General features: G+C 60.6%; 11 protein-coding genes and 1 rRNA gene. 7 read left to right on the top strand and 5 right to left on the bottom strand.

Annotated elements, in window-relative coordinates; translation table 11 throughout:
* Positions 1-133: 133 nt before the first annotated feature.
* The 4 genes from rrf (at position 134) to HKK54_RS14425 (ending at position 3,990) form a co-directional block, all read left to right on the top strand.
* A 5S ribosomal RNA gene (rrf, locus tag HKK54_RS14410) occupies positions 134-249 on the top strand.
* A 175-nt stretch (positions 250-424) separates the two neighbouring features.
* Positions 425-1,084, top strand: a complete 660-nt coding sequence (locus HKK54_RS14415) for a paraquat-inducible protein A (protein ID WP_010177104.1) — start codon at positions 425-427, stop codon at positions 1,082-1,084.
* Positions 1,071-1,694 carry a paraquat-inducible protein A gene (locus HKK54_RS14420; protein ID WP_010177103.1) on the top strand — a complete coding sequence of 208 codons (624 nt, stop codon included), beginning with the start codon at positions 1,071-1,073 and terminating at the stop codon, positions 1,692-1,694. The genes HKK54_RS14415 and HKK54_RS14420 overlap by 14 nt, the downstream gene beginning before the upstream one ends.
* The gene (locus tag HKK54_RS14425; protein ID WP_010177102.1) at positions 1,687-3,990 is read left to right on the top strand and encodes a PqiB family protein; all 2,304 of its coding nucleotides are present in this window, start codon (positions 1,687-1,689) and stop codon (positions 3,988-3,990) included. Before HKK54_RS14420 ends, HKK54_RS14425 begins: the two co-directional genes overlap by 8 nt.
* A 187-nt stretch (positions 3,991-4,177) precedes the next feature.
* Here HKK54_RS14425 and mksF read toward each other — a convergent pair whose 3' ends face one another.
* Genes mksF through mksB form a run of 3 tightly spaced genes read right to left on the bottom strand, consistent with a single transcriptional unit; the run spans position 4,178 to position 8,989 of the window.
* A complete protein-coding gene (gene mksF, locus HKK54_RS14430) occupies positions 4,178-7,018 on the bottom strand; it encodes an Mks condensin complex protein MksF (protein ID WP_169387072.1) in 2,841 nt (946 codons plus the stop codon).
* Positions 7,015-7,722 (bottom strand): Mks condensin complex protein MksE, encoded by a 708-nt coding sequence (gene mksE / locus HKK54_RS14435; RefSeq protein WP_169387073.1) that lies wholly within the window; start codon positions 7,720-7,722, stop codon positions 7,015-7,017. The genes mksF and mksE overlap by 4 nt, the downstream gene beginning before the upstream one ends.
* Positions 7,712-8,989, bottom strand: coding sequence for an Mks condensin complex protein MksB (gene mksB / locus HKK54_RS14440; protein WP_169387074.1), 1,278 nt, complete (start codon positions 8,987-8,989; stop codon positions 7,712-7,714). Before mksB ends, mksE begins: the two co-directional genes overlap by 11 nt.
* A gap of 206 nt (positions 8,990-9,195) precedes the next feature.
* On the opposite strand from mksB, the gene HKK54_RS14445 reads away from it, so the two are divergent.
* On the top strand, positions 9,196-9,933 hold the full coding sequence (locus HKK54_RS14445) for a hypothetical protein (protein ID WP_050543234.1): 738 nt from the start codon (positions 9,196-9,198) through the stop codon (positions 9,931-9,933).
* Entirely contained in the window at positions 9,926-10,378 is a 453-nt protein-coding gene (gene rimI, locus HKK54_RS14450; RefSeq protein WP_003214382.1) for a ribosomal protein S18-alanine N-acetyltransferase, read from the top strand. The genes HKK54_RS14445 and rimI overlap by 8 nt, the downstream gene beginning before the upstream one ends.
* 9 nt (positions 10,379-10,387) lie before the next feature.
* On the opposite strand, the gene HKK54_RS14455 is transcribed toward rimI, so the two are convergent.
* A complete protein-coding gene (locus HKK54_RS14455) occupies positions 10,388-10,792 on the bottom strand; it encodes a hypothetical protein (RefSeq protein WP_010177096.1) in 405 nt (134 codons plus the stop codon).
* Positions 10,793-10,943: 151 nt separating this feature from the next.
* Between HKK54_RS14455 and can the strand changes: the two genes are divergently transcribed.
* Positions 10,944-11,588 carry a carbonate dehydratase gene (gene can, locus HKK54_RS14460; RefSeq protein WP_003214385.1) on the top strand — a complete coding sequence of 215 codons (645 nt, stop codon included), beginning with the start codon at positions 10,944-10,946 and terminating at the stop codon, positions 11,586-11,588.
* Here can and HKK54_RS14465 read toward each other — a convergent pair.
* Positions 11,585-12,109: an SET domain-containing protein-lysine N-methyltransferase gene (locus HKK54_RS14465; protein WP_169387075.1), complete on the bottom strand. Its 525-nt coding sequence runs from the start codon at positions 12,107-12,109 to the stop codon at positions 11,585-11,587. The genes can and HKK54_RS14465 overlap by 4 nt on opposite strands.
* Between the last annotated feature and the right edge of the window lie 150 nt (positions 12,110-12,259).

Here is a 12,259-nt window from a genome sequence, read left to right on the forward strand (position 1 = left end):
CCTGAAAAGGCACCAGATTGCGGTGTGTGAAGACGAAATGAACCGAAAGTTCGATTCTTGCAAATACCGAAAGCTGTCACATACCCAATTTGCTGAAGCGAGGCCAGCTGGCCACGACTCAGTACCCGAATTTCTTGACGACCATAGAGCATTGGAACCACCTGATCCCATCCCGAACTCAGCAGTGAAACGATGCATCGCCGATGGTAGTGTGGGGTTTCCCCATGTGAGAGTAGGTCATCGTCAAGATTAAATTCCAGAACCCCTGATTGCTAACGCGATCAGGGGTTTTGTTTTGGGCGGTCGAAAAGTTACACGTAGCACCATGCTTGATCTGCAGCGGCGCCCCGACAAATTTGCACAGTTATTTCTGAACCAGAACACTAGAATAGGCACCTAATCTTTTTTAGAGTCCGAGCCCTATATGCCCGACCCGGTTGATACCCTCGAGGTGTCAGACTTACCGCTGGACGAACTGGTGGCATGCCATGAGTGTGACTTGCTGATGCGTAAGCCAGAGCTTGCCCGTGGTGAAAAGGCCCAATGCCCACGCTGCGGTTACGAGTTGTACGCGCACCGCCACAACGTCGTGGAGCGGAGCCTGGCTTTAGTGCTTGCCGCGCTGTTGTTGTACGTCCCCGCGAACTTTTTACCCATCATGCAGCTCAATCTACTCGGGCAGTCTTCGCAGGACACCGTATGGACCGGCGTTGTCGGCCTGTTCGACACCGGCATGCAAGGCGTCGCCGTGGTGGTGTTCCTCTGCAGCATGGGCATTCCATTGCTCAAGCTCCTGTGCCAACTGGCGGTATTGCTAAGCATCCGCTGGAACATTGGCCGCAGTTACGGCTTGTTGTTTTATCGCATCTACCACCACCTGAAGGACTGGGGAATGCTCGAGGTCTACCTGATGGGGGTGCTGGTGGCGATCGTAAAACTGGCTGACATGGCCTCCATCACCGTCGGGCTGGGCCTGGCCTGCTTCGTAAGTCTGTTAATGGTCCAGGTTCTGCTGGAAGTGGTGATGTCACCTCACCAGATCTGGGAAGCGCTGTCAGGAGAGGATGCTCATGCGGGCGATTGATGCGGGCATTCTGATTTGTACTGAATGCCACGAGTTGAACAAACAAGACCCGGACGCCGACGAGCAAACCTGCACCCGTTGCGGTGCGTTGGTCCACGCTCGCCGTCCGAACAGCCTGACACGCACTTGGGCGTTGCTGGTCACTGCGGCCATCTTGTACATCCCGGCCAACCTGTTGCCGATCATGACCGTCAGCTCCCTGGGGCAGGGCGATCCGAGCACCATCATGTCCGGCGTGATCCAATTGATGCAGCACGGCATGTTCCCCATCGCTGCGGTGGTGTTTATTGCGAGCATCCTGGTGCCAACCTTCAAGCTGGTGGGCATCGGCCTGCTGCTGTTTTCAGTGCAACGTCACCAGCCACTTTCCGCGCAACAACGCATTATCATGTACCGCTTTATCGAGTTCATTGGCCGCTGGTCCATGCTGGATATCTTCGTGATCGCCATCCTGGTGGCGGTTGTAAATTTTGGGCGACTTGCCAGTGTCGAGGCCAATCTCGGCGCCGTGGCGTTCGCCAGTGTGGTGATCTTGACGATGCTTGCCGCAGTAACTTTTGATCCCCGACTGATTTGGGATAACACGGAGTCGGACGACGACCATGAGTGATTTGCCTAAGGCTAAAACCCGCCCAGCTTCCAACTGGTCGGCCATTTGGGTGCTGCCCCTGATTGCCCTGATCATCGGCGGCTGGCTGGGATGGCGTGCCTACAACCAGCAAGGTATCGAGATTCAAGTTCGCTTTGAAAGCGGCGAAGGTATCCAGGCCAACAAGACCGAAGTGGTCTACAAAGGCATGTCCGTGGGCAAGGTCAAAGCCCTGGCCCTGGACGACGAAGGTAACAATCGCGGGGTGATTGCCACCATCGAGATGAACAAGGACGTCGAGCAATACCTCAAGACCAACACCCGCTTCTGGCTGGTTAAACCGAGTGTCAGCCTGGCCGGTATCACTGGCCTGGAAACCCTGGTTTCCGGCAACTACATCGCCGCCAGCCCGGGCGATGGTGAACCCACACGCAAGTTCAAAGCCCTGTCCGAAGAACCGCCTTTATCCGACGCCAAGCCCGGCCTGCACCTGACCATCAAAGCTGATCGCCTCGGCTCGCTGAATCGTGGCAGCCCGGTGTTCTACAAACAGATCCAGGTGGGCCAGGTCAAAAGCTACCTGCTCTCCGAAGACCAGACCACCGTTGAGATCAAGGTCTACATCGAACCGACCTACGCCAGCCTGGTGCGCAAACACACGCGTTTCTGGAACGCCAGTGGCATCAGCATCGACGCCAACCTCTCCGGCGTAAAAGTCCGCAGTGAGTCCTTGGCCAGCATCGTTGCCGGCGGTATCGCCTTCGCCACGCCAGAGAACCGCAAGGACAGCCCGCCGACCGACCCAAGCCTGCCGTTCCGCCTGTACGAAGACTTCGATGCCGCCGCCGCGGGCATCAAGGTCAAGGTCAAACTCACCGACTTCGAAGGCCTCCAGGCTGGCCGCACGCCAGTGATGTACAAAGGCATCCAGGTCGGCAGCCTGAAAACCCTGAAGATCGACCCGGACCTGTCCAGCGCCAATGCCGAGCTGACCCTCGACCCGCTGGCCGAAGACTACCTGGTTCAGGACACCCAATTCTGGGTGGTCAAACCGTCCATTTCCCTGGCCGGCATCACCGGGCTGGAAGCCCTGGTGAAAGGTAACTACATCGCGATCCGCCCCGGCGACAAGGGCAGTGCGCCACAACGGGAATTCGTGGCTCGGGCCAAGGCGCCACCACTGGACCTGCGTTCCCCAGGCCTGCACATGGTGCTGTTCACCGACAACCTCGGTTCCCTGGATGTGGGCAGCCCAATCCTCTACAAGCAGGTCAAGGTGGGCTCCGTGCAGAGCTACCAGTTCTCCCGCAAGTCCAAGCAACTGGTGATCGGTGTCCACATCGAGAAGGAATACGAAGGGTTGGTCAACGGTTCGACGCGTTTCTGGAATGCCAGCGGCGTGACCCTGACGGGTGGACTGACTGGCGGTATCCAGGTGAAAAGCGAATCGTTGGCCAGTCTGATGGCAGGCGGTATCGCCTTCGAAACCCCGGAGCAGAATGTGCCGCTGAAAAAGCGTATTCCGCGTTTCCGCTTGTTCGCGGATCGTGAGGCCGCCAACCAGCACGGTACGCTGGTGACCATCAAGGTCGACCGCGCCGATGGCTTGCGCCCAGGTACGCCGGTGCGCTTCAAGGGCCTGGACGTCGGCAAGATCGAAAGCGTCGACCTGAGTGCCGACATGCAATCGGTACTGCTCAGCGCGCGCATCACTCAAGTGGCCGACCGCATCGCCCGGGCCGGCAGTCAGTTCTGGGTGGTCAAGCCTGAGCTGGGCCTGATGAAAACCTCCAACCTGGAAACCCTGGTGACCGGCCAGTACATCGAAGTACAGCCGTCAGCGAAAAACGCCGGCCCACAAAAGAGCTTTGTCGCGTTGGACAAGCCACCAGAGGCTGTACATCAGGAGGAAGGCCTCAGCCTGGTACTCAGCGCCGCACGCCGCGGCTCGTTGAAGGAAGGTGTGCCGGTCACTTACCGCGAAGTCACCGTAGGCAAGGTCACAGGCTACGAACTGGGCCAGACCGCCGACCGCGTGCTGATCCACATCCTGATCGAGCCCAAGTACGCGCCGCTGGTGCGCAGCGGCAGCCGGTTCTGGAACACCAGCGGCTTCGGTCTCGACTTCGGCCTGTTCAAGGGCGCGACGGTGCGTACCGAGTCCCTGGAGACCCTGGTCGCCGGCGGTATCGCCTTTGCTACGCCAGACGGCGAGCGTATGGGCAACGCCGCTCGACCGCAGCAAACCTTCCCGCTGTTCGATAAGTTTGAAGACGAATGGCTGACCTGGGCCCCTAAAATCCCACTCGGCAAATAGACCGAGGCGCGTCCATCGCGGGCAAGCCCGGCTCCCACATTAGAGATGCATTGTCAGGAAGAATGCATTCCAAGTGTAGGAGCCGGGCTTGCCCGCGATGAGGCCCTCGGCAGCCCCACACAATCCAAGCCACAAAAAAGGCCGCGATCCAAAAGATCGCGGCCTTTTTGCATTTCAGCGGGGCAGGTTAAACCTCATCCAGCTCCGGCTCATCCGCCTGCACATTCACGGTCGCTTTCACCACATCGTGACGGCGAATGTACTTCCAGTCCGCCTCATCGATGTAGATCCCGTTCGGCCCACTTCCGCCTTCCAGGTCAATTGCCACCTGGGCGGACACCTGCGGCTTCACACTGGCCAGAATCGGCACGAAGCCCAACTGCAAGCTGGTCTCCAGCAACGCTGCCTGGTTCTTCTCGTCGATGTCCGCGGCCTCGTCGAGGTAGTACGGCAAGCGCACGCGCCCGGCCTGGTCGCGGTCCATCAAGTGCAGCAACAAGTACATGTTGGTCAGCGCCTTGATGGTCATGGTGGTGCCGTTGGAGGCGGCGCCATCGATGTCGGTGTGAATGATCGGCTGGCCGTTGACCTTGGTGATCTCGAACGCCAGCTCGAACAAGTCCTTGAGGCCCAACTGGTTGTGGTTGGCCGCTACCAGGCGCGCCAGGTACTCCTTGGCTTCCTCGTTCTTGTTGTCCTGCTCGGCACTTTGGCTGAGGTCGAACACCGAGAGGGTTTCGCCTTCTTCATATTGGCCGGCACTGTGGATGATCTGGTCGATATGCTTGAGGGCTTCCTTGTTCGGCGCGAGCACGATGCGGAAGCTTTGCAGGTTGGACACCTGGCGCTTGTTGATCTCGCGGTTGAACAACGCCAGCTGGTGCTCAAGGCTGTCGTAGTCACTGCGGATATTGCGCAAGGTGCGCGCGATATCGGTAACCGCCGCACGCCGTGCCTTGCCCAGGGTCAGGGCTTCATCGGTACGGTGCGCGTACGCGTTGATCAGCAGGTGCAGGCGACGCTCCATATCGTCTTCGCTGTCGAACTTGGCCACGCCCTTGAGGCGTACCTGTGCATACAGTGCATCGATCTGACCATCCGCGCGCAGCAAACCCTGCCAGCTGTCCTGATAGTCATTGAGCAGCGGCAGCAGGTTTTCCATGGAGTCGTCGACCGGGTCCATGAATGGCGTGCCAAACGGCAAGTCCGCCGGCAGCAACTGACGACGACGCAACGCGTCATCCAGCGTGCGCTGCTTGGCTTCCATGTCGCCAATCTGGCGGCCCACCAGTTGCAGCTTGGCCGACAGTTGCTGGACGCGTTCGGTGAACGCATCACTGGAGCGTTTCAACTCGTCCTGGGCGGCTTCCATCTGCGCCAGGTTTTCCAGCTTCTCGCCTTCCTCGGCGCTCAGGGTTTGTGCACGACGGAAATCTTCCAGCGCCTTTTGCGCGTCCAGTACCTGTTGGTACAACGCTTCGGTCTGGGTCTTGCTCGCCGCGCGGTCGGCCGCCACGGCTTGCTGGGTTTTCAGTTGCTTGAGTTCTTTTTCCAGGCGCTCTTTCTGGTCGCGCAATGCGGCGCGGTCAGCCAGCGCCTGCAACGCCGGCGGCTCGATGTGCGAGATATCGATGGCCAGCCCTGGTACTTCAAAGCGTTCGCCCTTGAAGCCATCGAGGATCTGCTCCAGTGACTTCACCCACAGGCCGTCCTCGTCCAGCGTGATACCATGCTCACCCAGCGGCAAGCTGAACAGCGAACTGTTGAACAGGCGCATCAGACGCTCGACATCCTGCTGCGAGAATTCTTCCCGCAGCTTGGCGTAGCTGTTGTTGTCGGCGTGATCGAGTTGCTGCTTCACCGACTTCAGGCGTTTTTCCAGGTCACGCAGACGCTCGTCCAGATCCTCGGCGCTGAACTGACGCGACTGCGCCAAGGCGCCGGCCAATTCATCGTGAGCATCCTTGGCCGCCAGCAGTTGCTGCTCCAGCACCTTGACGTCATCCACCAGCGCGAAGCGATGCTTGAGCACCGATAACTCACCGAGCCAACGCTGAATGCCGCTGATTTCCCGCTCCAGGCGCATCAGCTCCTGAGTGCCGCCGCGCTGGTCGTTCTGCAGCGCGTCTTGCTCGTTGCGGTAATGCTCGGCCTGGATCGTCAGCTCTTCCTTGCGCGCACTGGCGTAGTCCGACCAGGTGCCCAGCAGCGAATCCAGCAGCGGCGACAGGCGATGCAGTTTGCCGCGCAGAATTTCCCGCTGTTTCACGCCATTGGAAAGCGCTTCCACCAATGGCCCGGCGGCCACCAGCGAGTTGTAGTCTTGCTCCATGCGTCGTACATCACGGAAGGCTTCTTCGCACGCCGCGATGTAATCGACACTGCCGGAACGCAGGCTGTGTTCGAACGCATCCAGAAACAGCTGCTTCAACTTGGCGGCGGTAATTTCCCGCATGTGCAGCAAGTTGATAAACAGCGCGCGGAAGGTCTTCAGGCTCTGCTCGCTGGTGGAGCGCAGCGGAATCAGGGTCAGGTCCAGCGGGATCGACGTGTGGCCACCCACCAGCAAACGGCGCAGTTCATCGGGCTTCAGCTCATAGGCTTTCAGGCCTTCGCGCTCAAGGTTGGTGAACAGCTCTTTCTGGCGCAGGCAGGTGTCGTTCTTCTGGTAGTGCGCCAGGTCCAGCTTGCCGGCGTAGGCAAAGAACTGGTGACCGAAACCACCGCCCGGGCCACGCCCGACCACGCCGATCACGTGCGGGCCGTGGGGCAGCGCGACTTCCACCAGGATGTAGCTGGTGTCGGTGGCAAAGTAGAAGCGCCGGGATTGTTCCAGGGTGTACTTGCCGAAACTCATGTCCGACATGCGCGCCAGAATCGGGAATTGCAAGGCGTTGATCGAAGCCGATTTACCGAGGTTGTTCGCGCCATACACCGACAGCGGTTCTTCCAGCGGGAACAACCCCAGGCTGTAACCGGCCGTGTTCAAAAGGGCGAAGCGGCGAATGCCGTAGCGTTCCTTGCTCATGCGTCGGTCTCCTGTTCTTCGGCAATGGCACGGGCCAGGGCGTCTTCTTCGCTCTCATCAGAGAAGTCACTGAGATCGAGCGGGTCATCGGTCTTCAGCAGTTTTTCATCGCTGTCTTCGTCGATGATCACCGGGGCCGGCAGCGGCAATACGCTGTGGATGCTCGCGGCGAGATCACGGTCCTGCTGGACCGAGAGGCACACATCGAGGAAACGGTGCATCGGCGGCAGGAAGCGGTAGATACCGGTCTCTTCACTGGCAAAACCCAGCTGCGTCATACGACGCATGATTTTTTCTTCCAGCTCCTCAACGGTCTGCACTTCGGCCTGGATAAACAGGTCGCGGTACTTTTCCAGCAGGGAGGGCAACTCGTCACGGCCCAGGCTGCCACCGTCGAGCACGGCGATCGGGTCGCGGCCCTGGTCGGCCAGGTGCTCGACGATGATGAAGGTGAACAACGCCAGGCGCTGGGCGGTCTTGTTGACCTGCGCGGCGGCCACGGCCGAGTCCGGCACGAAGTAGTAGAAACCCCGGGTGTCGCACACCAGCTCAAAGCCCAGGGCCTTGAACAGCGTGCGGTACTGGTCCTGGAAGTTCGACAGTTGGGCGTACAGCTCCGGGTCGCGGCGGCTGACGTGGTAACCCTTGAACAGCTCGCGAAAGATCGGCGCCAGCTGGGACAGTTCGGATAGATCAAGATGCATTAGGTGTGCTCGCAGAATTCCCGTGCGCATCAACGCTGGCCGGGAGCAGGGCGAATGAGCGCAGGCTGACCTGATGCTCGTGAGTGTGGTAATCCCGTCGTTCCAGGCGTTCACGCTTGAAGCGTTTCTCCCGCGACAGGCGTGAAAACCAATACAGCAACTCGTCGGTTGCGCCGTCCGGCTCCTGCTCCAGCAGCCAGGTCATCAGGTCGGGCATCGGCAGTGCGTCTTCGCAGCGCTCGAGCATTTCCTTGACCGTGCGCGGGGCGCGAGGGGCTTCGCCCTTGTGGGATTTGTGCGCCTTGGGGAAACGCGCCGGCTTCGGTTCGAAGTTGGCCAGGGCGTACACATAGGCTTCGACCTGGCTGGCACTGCCGAGGAAGGTGCTTTGCGGCCGGGTAAACATCGGCATCGCCGCTTGTGGCACCGCGTCCAGGCCTTTGCGGCGAATCGCCGACAGGGCCAGGGCCGCGCCACGGGTCACGGCGTTGTGCCGGCGCGCTTCTTCACGCAGTGGCAGCAGCAGTTCACGGGCGTGACGCAAGGTCAACTGGGCGCTGGTCTGCATTTCGAGGATGCGCGCGTGGGTGCGCAGCAGCATGTCGTCGTCCACCAGGTGGCCGAGGCGCTGCTGCTCGGTGAGCATGCGCAGCAACACGTTTTCGACCTTGCGCACGCCTTGTTCGAAGGCGCCGTCGGCGTTCACCAGCTGGATCATCGGCTCGACGTATTCGTCCCACGTCGCCAGTACTTCGGCGTAGCGCTGGCGCAACGGGATCTGCCGGTCGCTGGTCTTGGCGCGGTCGGCCACGGCCGCGAGGGCTTGCTCGTCGTTGGCGAGTTTTTTCAGCACGTCGCGCACGCGCATGTCCAGCAGGCGCAGTTGGCGCGCCAGGTCATGGCCGTCACGGATGTCGAAGGCGTCCTGGATATAACCCGCCAGGCGCTCAAGGTGGCGCAGGTAGGCTTCGATTTCCAGGCACAGGCCTAGCCGGTGCTCCTTGCGAAGATAAGCCAGGAAGTCGTGGATCTGTGCGTTGAGCTCGAAACGGTTCGGGCTCTTGGCGACAGGCACCAGGATATCCAGGCGAATCCACACGTCCAGCAGGCTGGTGATGTCCTGTGGCGTGCTGTCCAGTTGTTGGGCGGCCAGTTGCGCGCGCAATTCGCTGAGGCTCAGGGTGCCTTGGTCGAAGTGTTCGCACAGTGGCTCAAGCAGGGCCCAGTGTTCGGCGAGGGCGCGCAAGACGCGCTTGGGTTCGATCATCGGAATGGCCGGCTGGTTAGCGATTAAAAGCAGCGATTGTACTGCATCGGTGCCGGGATTTATCCACAGCCGGTCGTGAGGCGCTCGGCAAAACGATCAACTGCGGGCGATCTTCGTCGAAGGGCGGTAGAATCCCTGTTCTTTAGTTATCCACAAGTGGCCGACCTTTGCTTATCGAGTCCCGACGTCGCGCTTACTTGACCGCCATGCAGGTGGTCAACTGGCTGCCGCGCACTGAATTACCGTTCGCCGCACCCTCGCGGCCCGAGCTGCTGGAGGCCCCGGAACCGTTCGAGGCCTTCGAGCCTTCGGGTGAGGAGGCGGCTGCGCCGGTGCCTCTGGTCAAACCCGTGGCAGACGCCCCAGCGGTTCGGCCAAAAGTCGAAGTCCCGCGCCCGTCGCCGGTGGCCAAGCCGGTCGTCGCCGAGGAGGCGCCTGCCGTGGCCAAGGCCCCGGTGGTACCGCCGCCGCGCTTCGCCCTGCAACTGCTGCGGGCCGGGCGTTGCCTGTTGCTGGTAGAGCTGCCCACCGGCGAGCGCTTCCAGAGCCGCGACCCCGCGTATTTGTTGCTTAAAGACATGCTGCGCGCCGCCGGCCTGCCCGACAGCCCGCAAATTGTCGGCGAACCGGTGCGCTGGCCACTGCTGGTCCGGGGCACGATGGACCAGGGCCCGGAAGCCGCGCGGGATTTTGTGCAAGGTTTTGTGTCGGCGCGCCTGGAAGACGAACCCTGTGTGTGCCTGTGGCTGATCGGCCTGCCCGCGGTGCGGTTTGCCGGCGAAGCCAACGCCGAAGCCTGGTACCGCGAACTGCAGGTCGAGGGCCTCGGCTCCGTCTGGGCCCTGCCGGGCCTGGAACTATTAATGGAAGAGCCACAGCGTAAGGCTGATGTCTGGCAAGCCATGCGCCGGCTGATGGCGCGCTGGAAAAGTACCGATGAGTGAAGCTTTATCCTTCCGCCCGATGACCGAGGCGGACCTCGACGCCGTACTGAAGATCGAATACGCAGCGTTCAGCCACCCCTGGACCCGCGGGATTTTTCTCGACGGGCTGGGCAAGTACCAGATCTGGCTGATGTTCGAAGGAGAGCAGCAGGTGGGCCACGGAGTGGTGCAGATCATCCTTGATGAAGCCCATTTGCTGAACATCACCGTCAAGCCGGAAAACCAGGGCCGTGGCCTGGGTTTGAGCTTGCTGGAGCACCTGATGTCGCGGGCCTACGAGGCCAAGGCGCGGGAATGTTTCCTGGAAGTGCGCGATAGCAACACCGGCGCGTTCCGGCTCTATGAGCGTTATGGTTTCAACGAAATTGGCCGCCGGCGGGATTATTACCCCGCCGTCGGTGGTCGCGAAGATGCGGTCGTGATGGCCTGCACCCTGGTGGATTAACGCGTTGGCCTAGCGGTTTCCGTCCACCGGATCCCGCTCCGCCAGCTCGGCCTCATCCAGGCCATTGCCGCCGCCAATCTCATCTTCATCGACGATGCTCAGGTCCCAGTCGGCCGGTTCACCTTCACCTTCTTCCCGTGCGTCCCGTGCGCCATCCTCGCGGATCAGCGTTTCCGGGCTCATGTCATCATCGGTTGATTCATGATCATCGGTGGACGCCCCGGTCATCCCGGCCTCGCGCACCCGTTCGTCGGGCATCAGATGCTCGCGCTCGCGGGGCGGAATCTCGTCGCCGATTTCCGCCGTGGGCTCTTCCTCGTCAAAATCCAGTTCCCGCATCGAACCCATGCGGTCTTCGTTGTCATCAATCGGCTCCGGTTGGGTGGCGCCGAAAGGACGTCGTGAATCAGTCATGGCGATTCCTCATACTGTGGGGCTTATAGTGTGTGGACAGGCATGGCCCCCCAAGATTCAAGTAATTGCCCGCCGGCTATCTTTATTCCCGGCGTGACCCGGACGGGCGGTCGAGTGTCAAAACTGCGCATCATTCCTGAGGCTTTCCCTGATGAACGAACTACAAGACCTGCTTGATAACAACGAACGCTGGGCAGATGCGATCAAACAGGAAGATCCCGAATTCTTCGCCAAGCTCGCCCGCCAGCAAACCCCGGAATACCTGTGGATCGGCTGTTCCGACGCTCGCGTACCGGCCAACGAGATCGTCGGCATGCTGCCGGGCGACCTGTTTGTACACCGCAACGTGGCCAACGTAGTGCTGCACACCGACCTCAATTGCCTGTCGGTGATCCAGTACGCCGTCGACGTGCTCAAGGTCAAACACATCCTCGTCACCGGCCACTACGGCTGTGGCGGCGTGCGCGCCTCGATGCAGGACAACCAGTTGGGCCTGATCGACGGCTGGCTGCGCACCATCCGTGACCTGTACTACGAAAACCGCGACGTGCTGGCCCAGTTGCCCACCGAAGAAGAACGCGTCGACCGCCTGTGTGAGCTGAACGTGATCCAGCAAGTGGCCAACGTCGGCCATACCAGCATTGTGCAAAACGCCTGGCATCGCGGGCAGAGCCTGTCGGTTCACGGCTGCATCTACGGGATCAAGGACGGTCGCTGGAAAAGCCTGAACACCACCATCAGTGGTTTCGAGCAGTTGCCGCCGCAATACCGCCTGCGCCCGCTGGGTGCGGTCTAAGGGCTTTTGCGCTGGCGCCACTGCTCCATGAACTGCTGACCTTCGGTGTTCAGAGGCTCGTTCATGCCGGTGATCCAGCCCCGACAGTTGAGCTCGCCACATTGGCAGCGAAACTGTCGGAACAACACGTCCTCGGTGTGGGCGTAATCCATGGTCAGCAGGGCGCCGGCGGCAACGGATTGAACCGACCACAGTTCCAGGTACGTCATGTCGAGGAACACGTTCGGGTTGCATGAGTGCGACAGCAGGCCGCTGAACCATGGGTCGTACAAGTGGATGCGCGAGGACATCTGCAACGTATGCAGGCGTCGTTCGCTCAGCGCATAGCCGGACACCTTGGCAATGCACAGGCGGCTGTCAAAGGCGACGCGGGTCTTGATCCCTTCGCCTGAACCGTCCCGTGTACGCACCACCTCGTAATCGCGGGTGGACGGGTAGCCGTGTTCGCCCTGCAACATCACAAACGGGTAAAGGCAGTCATTCACGCAGGCGTTAGCCTTATCCATGGCTTGAGTTTTCATGACTCTCCAAGGGGGGCTGCATCGACCTGTCGGTGGTGGCTGGACTGCCAGTCTTGCAGCGGATGGGCGCGGCTCAAGACTCGCTGAAGTGGGATCCAATTTCTACTGTCAAATATGACAGTAGAAATTGGCTATCTTTCATGTAGGAAA

This window comes from Pseudomonas sp. ADAK13 (assembly GCF_012935715.1).
Taxonomy (GTDB): Bacteria; Pseudomonadota; Gammaproteobacteria; order Pseudomonadales; family Pseudomonadaceae; genus Aquipseudomonas.